General features: G+C 62.6%; 11 protein-coding genes. 4 read left to right on the top strand and 7 right to left on the bottom strand.

The annotated features are described in order from the left end of the window. The first annotated feature begins 25 nt into the window (after positions 1-25). Positions 26-2446 (top strand): fimbria/pilus outer membrane usher protein, encoded by a 2421-nt coding sequence (locus NCR98_RS03380; RefSeq protein WP_250525509.1) that lies wholly within the window; start codon positions 26-28, stop codon positions 2444-2446. A gap of 1 nt (position 2447) precedes the next feature. Then, a complete protein-coding gene (locus NCR98_RS03375; RefSeq protein ID WP_244827290.1) occupies positions 2448-3422 on the top strand; it encodes a Csu type fimbrial protein in 975 nt (324 codons plus the stop codon). 28 nt (positions 3423-3450) lie between these two features. On the opposite strand, the gene NCR98_RS03370 is transcribed toward NCR98_RS03375, so the two are convergent. The 4 genes from NCR98_RS03370 to apbC form a co-directional block, all read right to left on the bottom strand. Further along, positions 3451-5736: an arginine/lysine/ornithine decarboxylase gene (locus NCR98_RS03370; RefSeq protein WP_244827289.1), complete on the bottom strand. Its 2286-nt coding sequence runs from the start codon at positions 5734-5736 to the stop codon at positions 3451-3453. 106 nt (positions 5737-5842) lie between these two features. Then, positions 5843-6412, bottom strand: coding sequence for a dCTP deaminase (gene dcd / locus NCR98_RS03365; RefSeq protein ID WP_086972352.1), 570 nt, complete (start codon positions 6410-6412; stop codon positions 5843-5845). A gap of 192 nt (positions 6413-6604) precedes the next feature. Further along, positions 6605-7144 carry a superoxide dismutase family protein gene (locus tag NCR98_RS03360; RefSeq protein WP_250491930.1) on the bottom strand — a complete coding sequence of 180 codons (540 nt, stop codon included), beginning with the start codon at positions 7142-7144 and terminating at the stop codon, positions 6605-6607. Between the two features lie 120 nt (positions 7145-7264). After that, positions 7265-8353, bottom strand: coding sequence for an iron-sulfur cluster carrier protein ApbC (gene apbC / locus NCR98_RS03355; RefSeq protein ID WP_244827287.1), 1089 nt, complete (start codon positions 8351-8353; stop codon positions 7265-7267). A gap of 267 nt (positions 8354-8620) precedes the next feature. On the opposite strand from apbC, the gene NCR98_RS03350 reads away from it, so the two are divergent. Together NCR98_RS03350 and metG are read left to right on the top strand one after the other, a co-directional pair. Beyond that, positions 8621-9277 carry a YiaD family glycine zipper/OmpA-like lipoprotein gene (locus tag NCR98_RS03350; protein ID WP_244827286.1) on the top strand — a complete coding sequence of 219 codons (657 nt, stop codon included), beginning with the start codon at positions 8621-8623 and terminating at the stop codon, positions 9275-9277. 335 nt (positions 9278-9612) lie between these two features. Beyond that, the gene (metG, locus tag NCR98_RS03345; protein ID WP_250463575.1) at positions 9613-11769 is read left to right on the top strand and encodes a methionine--tRNA ligase; all 2157 of its coding nucleotides are present in this window, start codon (positions 9613-9615) and stop codon (positions 11767-11769) included. Positions 11770-11872: 103 nt separating this feature from the next. On the opposite strand, the gene NCR98_RS03340 is transcribed toward metG, so the two are convergent. The 3 genes from NCR98_RS03340 to NCR98_RS03330 all read right to left on the bottom strand — a co-directional run bounded on the left by NCR98_RS03340 (position 11873) and on the right by NCR98_RS03330 (position 16292). Next, a complete protein-coding gene (locus NCR98_RS03340; RefSeq protein ID WP_250525508.1) occupies positions 11873-12943 on the bottom strand; it encodes a fimbrial protein in 1071 nt (356 codons plus the stop codon). A 39-nt stretch (positions 12944-12982) separates the two neighbouring features. After that, positions 12983-13519, bottom strand: a complete 537-nt coding sequence (locus tag NCR98_RS03335) for a fimbrial protein (protein ID WP_250491926.1) — start codon at positions 13517-13519, stop codon at positions 12983-12985. A 73-nt stretch (positions 13520-13592) separates the two neighbouring features. After that, on the bottom strand, positions 13593-16292 hold the full coding sequence (locus NCR98_RS03330) for a fimbria/pilus outer membrane usher protein (RefSeq protein WP_250525507.1): 2700 nt from the start codon (positions 16290-16292) through the stop codon (positions 13593-13595). Positions 16293-16438 lie beyond the last annotated feature (146 nt).

Below are 16438 nucleotides of genomic sequence, written 5' to 3'. Positions count from 1 at the left end.
TGCCACGGGAACAGCGTGCATCGTCATGGATGGATCGACTCGCCCAAGGCTCGTGACGCGCGGTGTTCCTCTCCTGATTTCACTGGGCGTGATCTCCCAAGCGGCTGTTGCTCAAGTCGATATCACCGGCGGCTCGCCCAGCCAGGTTCCGAATATCGCGGGCTCGCCGCGCACCGCCTTGCTCGACATGCAATCGCAAGAAACGCAGTCGCTCGTGCTCGAGATCGTCGTCAACGGCACGAACCTGGGCGAGCCGTCCAACTTCGAATTGCGTCACGGCCAGCTCTATGCCGAGCGCGCCACGCTCGAAAATGCGGGCATCCGGGTCGACGACTTACATGCCGATGCAGACGGATGGATCGCCGTTTCATCGATTCCAGGCGTGCGCGCCACTTATTCCTCCGCGCGTCAGCAGGCGCTTCTTGACGTCGACCGGTCGCGTCAGATCGCGCAGCGCCTCGGCAACCGGCTTCCCGTTACACCGAAGGCAACGCCCGGCACCGGCTTCGCGCTCAACTACGACGTGACGTACACGCGCCAACTGGGCGAAATGGCGGCCGGTCAGTTCGGCGTCTGGAACGAACAGCGGCTCTTCAGTCCGGCGGGCGTATTCGACAACACCGGCACTTACCTCAACGGCGCAGGAACCAACGGCTACACGCGGCTGGACACGAACTGGGTCTATTCGAATCCGGCCAAACTCATGACGATGACGTTCGGCGACGCCATCTCCGGCTCGCTCGCGTGGACGCGCTCGGTGCGATTCGGCGGCTTCCAGATACAGCGCGATTTCAGCCTGCGCCCGGATCTCGTGACGTTTCCCCTGCCGATGTTCAGCGGATCGGCCGCGGTGCCCTCTGCCGTCGACTTGTATATCAACGGTCTGCGCCAGTACAACGGCAACGTCGCGCCGGGTCCGTTCCAGATCGCGCAGGCGCCCAGTCTGACAGGCGCGGGCACGGCGCAAGTGGTCGTGACCGATGCGCTCGGCCGTCGCGTCACGACGAGCGTGCCGCTTTATATCGACACGCATCTGCTGTCAAAAGGCCTGTCGAGCTATTCGGCGGAATTCGGCTTTCTGCGCGACGATTACACGCTGCGCTCCTGGTCGTACGAGGCATCGCCCGTCTTCAGCGGAACCGCCGCGTATGGCATCACCGACTGGCTCACACTGCAAGCCCACGCGGAAGGCGGGCAAGGTTTGAGCAACGCCGGCACGGGCGCGATCGTGCGCGCAGGCCAATTCGGCGTCTTCAATGCGGCGGCCGCGGGCAGCAAGCTGAATGGCGCGACCGGCGCGCTTTTCAGTCTTGGCTACCAGTACATCAGTCCTGCGGCTTCGCTGACGCTGCAGACCACGCACGCGACCAACAACTATCGCGATATCGCGGCCCTCGACGGCACCTCGGTGTTTCAGCATATTTACCAGGCGACCGTATCGGTCGCGTTGATGCGGTCGCAATCGGCAACAGTGAGCTACGTCGATTCCGAAGACACGTTCTCGGGACACGCGCGCGTCGTCACGCTTGCCTACAACGCCCAGATCGGCAGCCGCTGGTCGCTTTTCGCAAGCACGTATCGCGACTTTCTGCAGCGCGGAGTATGGGGCGGTTCGATTGGCATAACCATCGCGCTCGGCGGCAATACGTCGGTCAGCACGACGGTGGCGCAGTCGGGTGGACACACGACCGCCGACGTCACCGCATCGCGTCCCGCCGACTACGGTGGCGGCTGGGGTTGGTCGGTTCAAGGCGGCGCCGGTGCCGATTATCGTCATGCCTTCGCCGGAACGACTTATCGCTCGAAGTTCGGCGATTTCGAGGCGACCGCGCAGCGCTTCAACGGCACGACGGCGCTCAGCACGGACATGGCGGGCGGCATCGCGATCATGGACGGCGCCATCTTGCCGACGCGCACGGTCACCGACGCGTTCGCGCTCGTCTCGACCGATGGCGTCCCCAATGTTCCTGTCACGCAGGAGAACCGCTTTGTCGGCGTGACGAACTCGAAGGGCTATCTGCTCGTGCCGAATCTGACTTCCTATCAGCGCAATCAACTGGCGATCGACCCGCTCGCGCTGCCGCCAGACGCATCCATCGACAGAACGAAACTGGACATCGCGCCGCAGCGGCGCTCGGGTGCGCTCGCGCACTTCGGCATGTCGCGCTATCAGGGCGCGTCGGTGAGTTTCGTCGATACCACGGGCGCGCCCTTGCCCGCCGGCGCCGTGGCGACGCTCACGAGCACGGGCGAAGCGGCGATCGTCGGCTACGACGGCGTTGCATTTTTCCGCCGTCTCGATTCAGACAACCACGTGACGATTCACGAGGCGAAAGGCGACTGTTCAGCCGGTTTCAGGCTCGACCCGCCGAAGGCCGGAGACCTGCCACAGCTCGGGCCGATCACCTGCCAGCCGGACAAGGGCAAGAGCCAAAAGGAGAAATGACATGCACGCACCGCTTCGCCGCACGCACGGCTCGTTTCGTCCCGTCAGATACGCGCTCGTGTTTCTCGTGCTCTGCGCGCTCTCTGGCGCGGCGCGCTCGCAAACCTGCACGTTTTCGGTGGGCTATACGGATTTCGGCTCCATCGATGTGACGGACACCGAGCCCGCCGATATCGTCGGCGGCATTCACATTCTGTGCAGCGGCTATTCGACGGCGATGGTTCGCATGTGCCTGAACATCGGCCACACCGACTCGCGCACGCTCATTGGCCCAAGCGGCGCAACGTTGAACTACAACCTCTACGTCGATCCGGACCATCAAGGTGTGTGGGGATCGGTCACGGCGCCCGACACCGTGCCGCTGACGCTCGATCTTCCCGTTCATCCGGGCGGCAAGGTCTGGGAACATGAGCCGTTCTATGGACGCATTCCGCCTAACCAGCCCGTACCGAACGGCACGTACACCATGCCGTTCAGCGCCTCGGACACCTACTTCGTCTATGTGGGATACACCGGCACGCCACCCGATTGCAAGACGGCAACGGCGCCCTATACGAGCGGTCCGTTCACGGTTACGGCGACGGTCGGCCCGACTTGCACGATAGACGCGTCGCCCCTCGTCTTTCGGGAGGCGAGCCTGCTCGACCAACCGATCGAGTCGACGAGTTCGTTGCGGGTGACGTGCGTCTCGGGCATGCCCTTTTCGGTGGCGCTGGACCGCGGCATGACGCCCGGCGCGACGACCACCAACCGCAAGCTCGCTCGCCAGGGCGGGACAGAGACCATCGACTATCAGCTATACATCGACCCGACGCACAAGGTGCCTTGGGCCGATGGCACGAATGGCACGACGATGGCCTTCAATACCGGAACCGGCCAGCCGCAAACGCTCGTGGTCTATGGCCAGGTCCCGGCGCAGGAATCGAAACCGCCTGGAAGGTATCGCGACACCATCATGGCGCTGATCGTCTTCTAGCAACGATCAGCGCGCAGCTGGGCGCAACTCAGTCGCGCACGCAATCGACGAAGTATTCGATACGCCCGTTGATCACCTCGCCCACGAGCCCGTGGATGTCGGTGTGGAAGCCCGGAAAGCGTTCGTTGAATTCGCGCGCGAAACGCAGGTAATCGACGATCGTGCGATTGAAGCGCTCGCCCGGAATCAGCAACGGAATGCCCGGCGGATACGGCGTGAGCAGAATGCTCGTCACGCGCCCTTCGAGTTCGTCGATAGGCACGCGGTCGATTTCGCGGTGCGCGAGCTTGGCGAACGCTTCGGACGGCTTCATGGCCGGCTCCATGCTCGACAGATACATCTCGGTAGTGAGACGCGCGATGTCGTTTGCGCGATAAACACTGTGAATCTGCTCGCACAGATCGCGCAGGCCGATGCGCTCATACGATGGATGCTGCGCGATGAATTCCGGCAGCACGCGCCATAGCGGCTGGTTGTTGTCGTAGTCGTCCTTGAACTGCTGGAGTTCGGTGACCATCGAGTTCCAGCGGCCCTTCGTGATGCCGATGGTAAACATGATGAAGAACGAGTAGAGCCCGGTCTTCTCCACGATAATGCCGTGCTCGGCCAGATAGCGCGTGACGATGCCGGCCGGAATGCCCGTGTCGCCGAAGCTGCCGTCCACGTCAAGTCCCGGCGTGATGATGGTCGCCTTGATCGGGTCGAGCATGTTGAAGTTTTCCGCGAGCGCGCCGAAGCCGTGCCAGCGGTCGTTCGGCTTCAGCATCCAGTCTTCGCGGTCGCCTATACCCTCTTCGGCCAGCGCCTCCGGGCCCCAGACCTTGAAGAACCAGTCGTCGCCGTATTCGTCGTCGACCTTGCGCATGGCGCGGCGGAAATCGAGCGCTTCCGCAATCGATTCCTCGACGAGCGCCGTGCCGCCCGGCGCTTCCATCATCGCCGCGGCCACGTCGCATGACGCGATGATCGCGTATTGCGGGCTCGTCGACGTATGCATGAGGTACGCCTCGTTGAAACGATGCCGGTCGAAGGTGCTGTTCTCGCTGTCCTGCACGAGAATCTGCGACGCCTGCGAGATGCCCGCGAGCAGCTTGTGCGTGGAGTGCGTGGCGAACACGAGCGCGCCGGTACGCGGCCGGCCCGCGCCGATTGCGTGCATGTCCTGATAGAACGAATGGAACTCGGCGTGCGGCAGCCAGGCTTCGTCGAAGTGCAGCGTATCGAGCAGGTCGCCGAGCAGGTCCTTGATCATCTCGACGTTGTAGATCACGCCGTCATACGTGCTTTGCGTGATCGTCAGAATGCGCGGCTTGATCTTCGGGTTCTTCGCGAGCGCCTCGCGCGCGAACGGATTCGCCTCGATCTTCTTGCGAATGTTTTCGGGCTTGAACTCGTCGCGCGGAATCGGTCCGATGATGCCGAACTGGTTGCGCGTCGGCGTGAGGAACACGGGGATCGCGCCCGTCATGGTGATGGCGTGCAGGATCGACTTGTGACAGTTGCGGTCCACGAGCACGATATCGCCCGGCGCCACGGTCGCGTGCCACACGATCTTGTTCGAGGTGGACGTGCCGTTGGTCACGAAGAAGAGATGATCCGCGCTGAAGATGCGCGCCGCGTTACGCTCGGACGCCGCGACCGGCCCGGTGTGATCGAGCAACTGGCCGAGTTCCTCGACGGCATTGCAGACGTCCGCGCGCAACATGTTCTCGCCGAAGAACTGGTGGAACATCTGTCCGAGCGGATTCTTCAGGAACGCGACGCCGCCCGAGTGTCCCGGACAATGCCACGAATACGAACCTTCTTCTGCGTACTGCACCAGTTCCTTGAAAAACGGCGGCGCGAGCGAATCCAGATACACCTTGGCTTCGCGAATGACGTGCCGTGCAACGAACTCCGGCGTGTCCTCGAACATGTGGATGAAGCCGTGCAGCTCGCGCAGGATGTCGTTCGGCAAGTGGCGCGAGGTGCGCGTCTCGCCGTACAGGAAGATCGGGATGTCCGCGTTGCGGCGGCGCACGGCGTTGATGAACGCGCGCAACGCGACGATAGCCGAAGCCAGTTCCGGCGTGTCGCCTTCCACGACGACGTTATCGGCATATGGCAGGAGTTCGTCGTCGTCGATCGACAGAATGAAGCACGACGCGCGGCTCGACTGCTGCGCGAAGGCCGCGAGGTCGCCGTAGCTCGTCAGGCCGAGCACTTCGGCGCCTTCGCGCTCGATCGCTTCGGCAAGCGCGCGAATGCCGGAACCCGAGATATTCTCGGAGCGAAAGTCTTCGTCGATGATGACGACGGGAAAGCGGAACTTCATCGTGCGAATCTCCAAATGGAACGACCGCTGCCCGAGACTGGAAGCTCGACGACAGCGGTCTTTCGACAAGCGTATGCGGTGTGCGTTTCTTTGAGAAGCGAAGGAATCAGGTTTTCGGCAGGGTAACGCCGTGCTGCCCCTGATACTTGCCGCCGCGATCCGCATACGACGTCTCGCAAATCTCGTCGCTTTCGAAAAACAGAACCTGCGCGACGCCTTCGTTCGCGTAGATTTTGGCAGGCAAAGGTGTCGTATTCGAGAATTCGAGCGTGACGTAGCCTTCCCATTCCGGCTCGAACGGCGTCACGTTCACGATGATCCCGCAACGCGCGTAGGTGGACTTGCCGAGACACACGGTCAGGCACGAGCGCGGAATACGGAAATATTCGACCGTGCGGGCAAGCGCGAAGGAATTCGGCGGGATGATGCAGACATCGCCCTTGAAGTCGACGAACGATTTCTCGTCGAAGTTTTTCGGATCGACGATGGTGGAATTGATGTTCGTGAAGATCTTGAATTCGTCGGCCACGCGGATGTCGTAGCCGTAGCTCGACGTTCCGTACGACACGATCTTGCGGCCGTCTTCGGTCACGCGCACCTGATCGCGCACGAACGGCTCGATCATCTTGTGCTCTTCGGCCATGCGCCGGATCCACTTGTCGGACTTGATGCTCATAGGGACGCTACCCAGCGTTGCGGCTCGCGGTCATGCGACCGGACGCCTGCGGTGAAACGGGGCATGGCGGCAGCGATTTTGTCGCGCGCTGCGGCCAAACGGAAAGCGCGTATTTTACGCGAACGACGCGTCGTATCGGCGACGCTCGACCGTGATCGACCATTCGGATGATACTCGCGGCGTCTTCATCGATCAGCGCCGGATGACGCCGCATGCGAGCGCCGGTCCCACGTTGTGCGGACTGGCGGCGTAGGGATCGGTGGCTTCGCGATGCAGCACGATAGCGCGCGAGATGACCGAGCGCACGCCGTCGAGCGACACGTCCGTCGCCACGAAAAAGCCCGTGGCCGATCCGGTGGAATCCGCGTGAATGTTGCCGAGTTCGCCTTCGAGACGCGCGGTGGCGCGCTTGCGCTCCGCCGGCAGCGCGAAGACCGGGCTTGCGTCCTGATCGTCCATGGCGATGCAGTCGCCGCGCTCGTGAACCTGCAGCGCGTGATCGCTGTCGGGCGGCATGTCGATCAGGCTATACGACACCTGAACGCCGTCCGCGCGCTCGATCAGCGTGATGGTGCCGCGCGCCGCGTTGCCAGGCGTCGGCTGAAGCACTGCGTCGGCGCGTTTCTCGTGATTCTGGAAGATGATGCCGCAGCCGCTCACGAGAACACTACAGGCGACGAGCGCCGAAGCAAGTCCGGCGTGGGCCGCCCTTCCGTCGAATCTATGTCTCATGCGATCCTCTCGGCGGCCCGCCGACACCCGGTGCATCCGCGCGGCCGCCCATAGCAGGCGACATGATACCGCGAGCCGCACCGCACAAGGCTTCGGCGAAACGCGTCCAAGCGCGCCACATCAAGTGTTCTGCACGACGATGCTCGGAAACTTCGACGTCATGTCGCGCTGACGATCGGCAATGGCAATCGCCACGCGCCGCGCAATCGCGCGATACGTCTCGGCAATCCGGCTTTCCGGCTGCGAAACGACTGTCGGCTGACCGGCATCGGTGCGTTCTCGAATCGCGATATCGAGCGGCAACTGGCCGAGAATCTCGACGCCGTATTCCTTCGCCATGCGCTCGCCGCCGCCCGCGCCGAAGATATGCTCCTCGTGCCCGCAATTCGAGCAGATATGCGTGCTCATGTTTTCGACGATACCGAGAATGGGAATGCCGACCTTCTCGAACATCTTAAGGCCCTTCTTGGCGTCGAGCAGCGCGATGTCCTGCGGCGTGGTGACGATCACCGCGCCCGTCACCGGCACTTTCTGCGAGAGCGTCAACTGAATGTCGCCCGTGCCCGGCGGCATGTCGACGACGAGATAATCCAGGTCTTTCCAGTTGGTCTGACGCAGCAGTTGTTCGAGCGCGGAGGTGACCATCGGGCCGCGCCAGACCATCGGGTTGTCCTGCTCGATCAGAAAGCCGATGGAATTCGCCTGAATGCCATGACCGATCAGCGGATTCATCGACTGATTGTCGGGCGACTCCGGCCGGCCGGAGATGCCGAGCATCATCGGCAAGGACGGGCCGTAGATGTCCGCGTCGAGCATGCCGACATTGGCGCCTTCCGCCGCCAGTGCGAGCGCGAGGTTCGCGGCTGTCGTGCTCTTGCCGACGCCGCCCTTGCCCGACGCCACCGCGATAATGTTCTTGACGTTCGGCAGCAGCTTTACGCCGCGCTGTACCGCGTGCGCGACGACTTGCGAGGACACATCGACGACGACGTCTTCCACGCCGGGAACCGCACGCAACGCATCCTCGACCAGTTTGGCCGTGGCCGCGAACTGCGTACGCGCCGGATAACCCAGTACGACGCTCACCGAGACCGTGCCGTTTTGTAGCGAAACGTTGCGGATACTTTTGGTATCGACGAACTTGCGGCTGGTGTTCGGATCGGTCAGTGTGGCTAGTGCGGCGTCGATCTTCGCGCGGTCGATACTCATTGCAACTCCATGGAATGGTTTGTGCTGATGCGACGGCGCATTGCAACAAACTGAGGAAAGTGAAAGTAATTGTTAGAGCCGTTGCGCCGCGTCCCCGCGCATTGCACTATTGCGCGCGGTAATTGTTTCCGGGGATGCATCGCCACTGGCGACTGACGCGCTCTCATTTCTCATAATTGTAGAGGTTCGTCCGGACGCACGTCCGAAGACCCTTACGTACTGTCGGCGCGGCGCGCCGAATCGCTCGTTGATTCAAGGAGATCAAACATGAAGTTGAAGTTGATGACCCGTTTGTCGGTTTTCGTCGTTGCTGGCGCACTAGTCGCGGGCTGCGCGACGGAGCAGGGTAACAATGCGGCGGTCGGCACGGGCGTCGGCGCCGCGACCGGCGCTGGCCTCGGTGCGATTTTCGGCGGCGGCAAGGGCGCGGCAATCGGCGCGGCTGCAGGCGCGGCTGTCGGCGGTGTGACCGGATACAACTGGCAAGCCATTCGCAACAAGATTTCCGGCGACTCGAAGGGCACCGGCACGCAGGTGACCGAGCAGCAAGACGGATCGCTCAAGGTCAACATCCCGAACTCGATCTCTTTCGACACCAACAGCTACGCGATCAAGCCGACGTTCGATCCGGTTCTGAACTCCGTCACGCAAACGTTGCAGCAGCATCCGGAGTTGATCGCCAACGTGATCGGCCATACGGATAACACCGGCACGGCGGCTTACAACCAGACGCTGTCGCAGAATCGCGCGCAAAGCGTGGCTTCCTATATCGCCACGCATGGTGTCGCCGGTCAGCGTCTCTCGTCGCAGGGCATGGGACAGAACCAGCCGATCGCCGACAATTCGACCGAAGCAGGCCGCGCGCAAAATCGTCGCGTGGAAATTTACCTGCGCGCGACGGCACAGCCGGGCCAAGTGCAATAAATTTCTGATTTATAAGGAGAATCGGCAGATGCCGGCGCAGCGTGGCAAAGCGCGCGAAGCCGCCTGAAAAAAATTTGAAACTTGGGCGCACGGCGCGTGTCTGTCTTTACGGTAGGCGCGCGGCGAGGCCGCCACCTGCCATTCTCCTCTTGTCGTTGTTGCTCCGGGGCCCGGTTTTGGACCCCGGTTTTTTTTGGTGCGATGGTTTTCGGCTGCCGCGCCCAAGTCTCCCCGTCTCCCCACCTCCCCGTCTTCCTTCCCCTCCCTGCTAAAATCGAAAATCGCTTTTTTTGCGTTCTTCGATCAACTTCTGCATTTCCTCCGGGCCGCGCCTTATGTCAGCACCGATTTCAGCCATCGCCACCGCCGCGCCCGCCGTCAAGAACGGCGCTCGCCAGATCCTCGTCACGTCCGCGTTGCCGTATGCGAACGGTCAGATTCATATCGGCCATATGGTCGAATACATTCAGACGGACATCTGGGTTCGGACGCTGCGCATGCATGGCCACGAGGTCTACTACGTCGGCGCCGACGATACCCACGGCACGCCCATCATGCTGCGCGCCGAAAAAGAAGGCATCACGCCGAAAGCGCTGATCGAACGCGTTTGGAAAGAGCACAAGCGCGACTTCGACAGCTTCGGCATTTCCTTCGACAACTATTATTCGACCGATGCCGAGGAAAACCGCGTCCTTTGCAACACCATCTACGCCGCGCTCCAGGAAGCGGGATTGATCGACGCGCGCGACATCGAACAGGCCTACGATCCGGTCAAGGAAATGTTCCTGCCGGACCGCTTCATCAAGGGCCAGTGCCCGAAGTGCGGCGCGAAGGACCAGTACGGCGACAATTGCGAGGTTTGCGGCTCGACTTATCAGCCCACCGAACTCATCAACCCGTATTCGGTGGTGTCGGGTGCGACGCCCATCCGCAAGATTTCCACGCATTATTTCTTCCGCTTGTCGGACCCGCGTTGCGAAGACTTCCTGCGCGGCTGGGTCGGCGGACTCGCGCAGCCCGAAGCCACGAACAAGATGCGCGAATGGCTCGGCGACAAGGGCGAGGCCAAGCTCGCCGACTGGGACATCTCGCGCGACGCGCCCTACTTCGGCTTTGAAATCCCCGGTGCGCCGGGCAAGTACTTCTACGTCTGGGTCGACGCCCCGGTCGGCTATTACGCAAGCTTCAAGAATCTCGCGGACCGTATCGGCCTGGATTTCGATGAATGGGTGAAGCCCGGTTCGAAGACCGAGCAGTACCACTTCATCGGCAAGGACATTCTGTATTTCCACACGCTCTTCTGGCCCGCGATGCTCGAATACTCCGGTCATCGCACGCCGACGAACGTGTTCGCGCACGGCTTTCTGACCGTCGACGGCGCGAAGATGTCGAAGTCGCGTGGCACGTTCATCACGGCGCAAAGCGTGATCGATACCGGCATCAATCCGGAATGGCTGCGCTACTACTTCGCGGCCAAGCTGAACAGCACGATGGAAGACATCGACCTCAACCTGGAAGACTTCCAGGCGCGCGTGAACAGCGATCTCGTCGGCAAATACGTGAATATCGCGAGCCGCGCGGCGGGCTTTCTTCTGAAGCGCTTCGACGGCCGCGTGCAGGACAGCGCGATGCAGCATCCGCTGCTTGCGCAACTGCGCGCCGCGATTCCGCAGATTGCCGGCTTCTACGAGTCGCGCGAATACGGCCGCGCGCTGCGCACGACCATGGATCTCGCCGATACCGTCAACGGCTACGTCGATACCGCGAAGCCCTGGGAACAGGCGAAGGACCCGGCCAACTCGGTCGCGTTGCACGAGACTTGCAGCGTGAGTCTGGAGGCGTTCCGCCTATTGTCGCTTGCGCTGAAGCCGGTGTTGCCGAAGCTGATCGAAGCGGTCGAGGCGTTCCTCGGCATCGCGCCGCTCGTCTGGGCGGATGCGGACATGCCGCTGTCGTCGGCCAATGCCGTGAACGCGTACAAGCATCTGACCACGCGCGTCGACCCGAAGCAGATCGAGGCCTTGCTCGCGGCGAATCGCGAGTCGTTGCAGGCGGCGCCGGAAGCGGCCGCTGCTTCTGCCGCTGCCACAAGTGCGAGTGCGGCTAAGAGCGCGGCGCCCGCCAAAAAGCAAGCGAACGAAGAGACGCCGGGCGTCATCTCCATCGACGACTTCTCGAAAATCGATCTGCGTATCGCGAAGATCGTCGATTGCAAAACGGTCGAAGGCTCCGACAAGCTCTTGCAACTGACGCTCGATATCGGCGAAGAGAAAACGCGCAATGTGTTCTCGGGTATTCGTTCGGCTTATCAGCCGCAGGATCTGATCGGCAAGCTGACCGTGATGGTCGCCAATCTCGCGCCGCGCAAGATGAAGTTCGGCCTGTCGGAAGGCATGGTGCTGGCGGCGTCCGCCGCCGACGAGAAGAAGGAGCCGGGGCTCTACATTCTCGAACCGCATGGCGGGGCCACGCCGGGAATGCGGGTGCGCTGAACGACAACCGCGACGCTCGAAACAGGAACGCCCCTCTTGAGGGGCGTTTTTTTTCGGACGTCTGTCTGTGGCAAGCAACCTGAGCAGCGCTGCCCGGCGATGCCTATTGATAGGTCATGGTGAGGATCATCGACGTGTTCGCCGGACCGGGCGTCACGGTACCGGTTCGGTAGTAACGCGCCTTCATCGGGATCACATAGCTGCCACCCGTGGAACTGTTATAGCCGGAGAATGCCTTGGACGTGCTCAGCGGAAACACGGAGCCGGAGCCATCCAGTAGCTGCACGCCCACGCCCGTGGCCGACGACGAGCCATTGAGCGCCACGACGGATTGCGAACTGTTAAGCACACTGGTCGTGGGATCGATTTCATACAGGACGCCATTCATCCCCGAGGGACAATTGTTGAGGCTGATGTTGAACGGGACCGCCGCGGTAGTCGCACCGACAGACGCCATTTCCACCGGAAAATGGGTGCCGAGCGGCACCGGCACATCGGGGGTCTGGCAGGTAAGCGGGACGACCGTCACCGCCGGGACGATCAGATAAAAAGGCGTGGTGCCCGGGCTGTCCGGGACAAAATTGATCATGGAGCTGGAGCTCGCCAGCGTCTGCGCGCCCAGCACGCCTGCCGCGCTCACAACGCCTGTCTTCACGAGCGCAACTGCCCAACGCCCATAGTTTTTGAGGTTGGAACCAGTGGCGGTACAGGTCCAGCCCACGTAGGGCGGCCGCACGGAGGGCGACACCTCGTCGAGCCAATCCGCGCCGCCACACGAACTCGGCTCGCCGTCGAACGCGATGGCCATGCCAACGCCGGGCACATTGGTCTGCAAGACCGTATAGGACGCGAGACCTGGGCCCGGTGTGCTCGCGATCGTCACGCTGCTTTTCGGCCATGCGACATTCAACTTCGAATACATGCCGGAACCGGATGTCGTCGACATGGTGCACACGTAGTTGACCATCGACGTGATGCTCCAGGGCGCCAGAATGGCGCCCACCGGCAAGTCGCGCGGCACCGAAATCGTCGCAGGGAGAATGGCCTGCACACTCTGACCTCCGCCCGTGCAAGCGTCGGCCCATGCGTCCTGCATGCCGCCTGTCAAAACCAGCGCGCTCGACAAGATGATCCAAGCATATCGTCGCAGCCGGGCAAATCCGATGCCTTTCATATCGCTATTCCGTCAAAGGGTGTCGAAGTCACGCGCGCGTCAGTTGTAGGTGAAGTTGACCGTCGCCGAGGTCGTCACCGTGCCGGCTGTCATCGTTCCAAGACGATAGAACTGCGCCACCATCGGAATGGTCATGGCGTTGGTCGCGTCCACTTGGCCGCGATTGGAGGTGTTGCCAAGCGTGACGACCGTACCGGTGGTCCCGCCCGCACTGCTCGCCTGCAGCAGTTGCACGCCGGTCTGCGTCGCGGTGCCGGTGTTCTTGAGCACGCTCGGAACGGTGTCGGACTGGCCCGATACGGCCATCGATACCGTGGTGCCCGGCGTGCAGTTGGTCAGCTTCAGGCTGAACGCCGTGGGATTCATCGTCGATCCCACGCTCGGAAAGTCGAGGATATTGGCGCTGCCCAGATTGATCGTCTGATTCGCCGAAGCGGTGTCCACCGTGCAGGACGGGGGCACGATGGTGCCGGTGAAGTTGAGCGTGGCATCCGCTCCGAATGCCGAACCGGTCGCGGTGACGGCGATGGTGACGGCGAGATTAGCCAGAAGTGATCCAAGTGTGCGCATAGTCATTCAAACGTGTTCATGTTGCCGCCGCTCGTGCGGGTCTTTGTCGATTGCAGATTCATGTCGTGGAGATATCGGCTTAGTTGCAGGCTGCGTCCGCGAAGGCAGTCGATGCCGCCCGGCTCCCGTCGGCTTCGGGCAACGCGTAATGCACCTTGCAACTCTGATCGGCCGCCGAGCCCCAACGGGCGATCAGATCGCCACTCGCGGCCTTGCTATACAACATCGCGCGGCTGCCCTGCGTCACGGCGCCAACGGATTCGCCGCTCGCATCCAGCACGTCCGCGCCGAACGGCACCGGCTCGCCGTTCAGACGACGCAAGCGCATGACGATTGCGCGGCCTCGGTCTTCGGTATCGAACTTCACGAGCGACACCGCGCCGGCCGTTGGTGCAAAGTGCTGCTCGGTGGTCTTGAGCTGCACGCCCATCGGCAAGCCCTTGGTGTCGATCTCCACCGCGTTCTGCGAATACGGCTGCATGCCCGCCACGGCCGCGCGGCCGGCGCCGTTCAGACGCACACCGGGCGAACTGGCAATGCGCGCTCCGGCGGCATCGTTCGCCTCGACAATCGCCAACGTGTCGCCGCTTTGCGGTGACAACACCAGACCGCCCCCGTACGCGACCACGGAACCGGACGCACCCGCGCCTGCCTGCGTGTATCCGTTGGCGCGGCCAACATTCGCGCGCAACTGCGCGACAGGTGAGAAATAGCCGACGTTGGCGCTAAGGCTGTCGCTGTGGCTGCCGGAATCACCCGATGTGTGGCCCGCGCTCACGCCGTAGTTCATCTCATAGTCCTTGCCGAGCGTGCCCGTGAAGGTTTCCTGAATCTGGTTCGTGTTGTCGCGCGAGTCGTGCGAGAAGCTCGTCGTCGAATTGGCGATGTTCGTGCCCAGATCGAGGGGAACGCTCAGCGTGAGCATCACGCGGTTGTCCCAGTTCGCGGTTGACGTGTCGAGTTCGCGCGAAGCCGAAACCCCCACGCCGACGCGCCCGACGTTCGTGTTGTAGCCGACCTGGAACGCGGTATCGTTGCCATGCTTGTTCCAGTAGTTCTGCGTGTAGCCCGATGCGTAAATGGAGCCCCACTTGTCGAGGTTTTGGTTGAGCGTGAGCTGCAGGCGACCTTTCTGGATGCCGTTGCTCATGAACGCGGTGCCCTTCGACTCGAGGTCGCGCAGGTTCATGGCGTCGCGGAACCCGAGGAAGCCGCTCGTCGAATAGCGGTACGCCGCGAGCGTGACGTCGGTGTTCGTCGGCGTGAAGCTGCGCGAGAACGAAAGGCGAAGGCTCTGTCCGCTCCGGCTGCCGGATTTCGGCAGATTCGCATTGGCTTGCGTCGCGTCGAAGGCGAATGCACCGACCGACGTGTTGAGCGACGCGCCGAGCGCCGCCGAAATGTAGTCTTCGGCGACGATCGAGCCGCCATACAGCGTGACCAGGTTGTTCACGCCGTGCTGCACACCGGCCTGCACGACATACGGATGGCCCGATTCGCTCGAATTGCGATACTGGCCCGCTGCCACGTTCAAGCGCCAACGCCCCTCGCGCAGCGAATTCACGGGCGCGGCATACGGCACGGATGCAACGTGCTGGCTGCCGTCCGCTTCGGTGACGATCACCTGCAGGTCGCCGCCGTAGCCGGTCGGGTAGAGATCGTTGATCTCGAAAGGACCCGGCGCGACCGTCGTCTCGTAGATGAGATTGCCGTTTTGCTTGACCTGAACGTTCGCGTTGGTATTGGCGATTCCCCGCACGATCGGCGCATAGCCGCGCTGCGATTCGGGGTACATGCGGTCGTCGGTTGCGAGTTGCACGCCGCGCACGCCGAACGAATCGAAGATCGAGCCGTCGGTGTAGGAGTCGCCGAGCGTCAACTGGCTCTTGAGCGGAATCAGCGAGCGCTGCACATTCGTCTGCAGGCTCTGTGCATGCGTGCCGCCAAACGACGATGTCGTGACGTTGCCGTTGTAGCGAAATCGCCAGGCGTCGAAGTTGAGACCCGCCGTCACGCCCAGATAACCCTGAGTGTTCGACACGCCGCCGCCATTCGAGCGATATACGTTGGCGTTGTACTGCAAGGTCGCGGCTGGCACGCCTTCGTCCCACAGCTTCGGATCGACCCAGCCGCGCGCGTTGCGGCTCATCATCGCTTGCGGCACGCTCACGTCGAGGCGCTGTTCGCCCATGTCGAAGGTGGCCGTCGCCTGCGGGATCAGGTCCGGCAGCGCCACGCCGCCCGTGCTGTTCGCGGCGTCGAGTTGCGCTAACGCGGAATCGGGCAGGCGCATGGTATCGACGCCCGCGCGCGCGAGCAGATCGCGATCGAAGACCGGGACCGCGCGATGGTCCGGCGCGCCGACATTGCGCAATGTGATGGCGGTCATGCCGAGCCACACGCCGTTCACGTACAGTGCGGCGCGGTAATTGCCGGCCAGTGCGATGTTGCCCTTGTCGAAGCGGCTGACGTCCATGACCGCCGCGCCCGCGAAGCGCAGGAAGCCCGGGTCGAACTCCACGGCCTCGGGCGCGGCCGATGCGGCCGATGCGGCTGATGCCGTCGAGGTCGATGCCGTCGATGCAACCGTCGCACCACTCGATGCAGCCTTGACATCGGACGAGGCCTGAGCCCGATCCGGCCGCACCCCGGACGATGACGAAGTGTCCGTGCGAGCCGGCGTGTTCGCATCGGCCCTGGCATGCGCCGCGGCGAAGGCGAGCATCACGGCGACGCTGGTCCGACTCAGCGAGAGAGCGAACCTCGAATTCGATTCCATGCAGCGTTCATTCATATCGAGCCGGATTCGCGGGCAACACCGCTCCCCACCGATGGGAAACATCGGCATCCGGGGCTCGCTGCCTCGCGACGATTAAGTCTTGATGTACGTGAACGCCAGGCTATTCGCGCCCGGCGTGTGGCCGA

It is taken from the genome of Caballeronia sp. GAWG2-1, from assembly GCF_023631405.1.
Classification (GTDB): domain Bacteria; phylum Pseudomonadota; class Gammaproteobacteria; order Burkholderiales; family Burkholderiaceae; genus Caballeronia.
The sequence above is the reverse complement of the archived record's forward strand: the minus strand, read 5'-3'. Positions and strand labels throughout refer to the sequence as shown.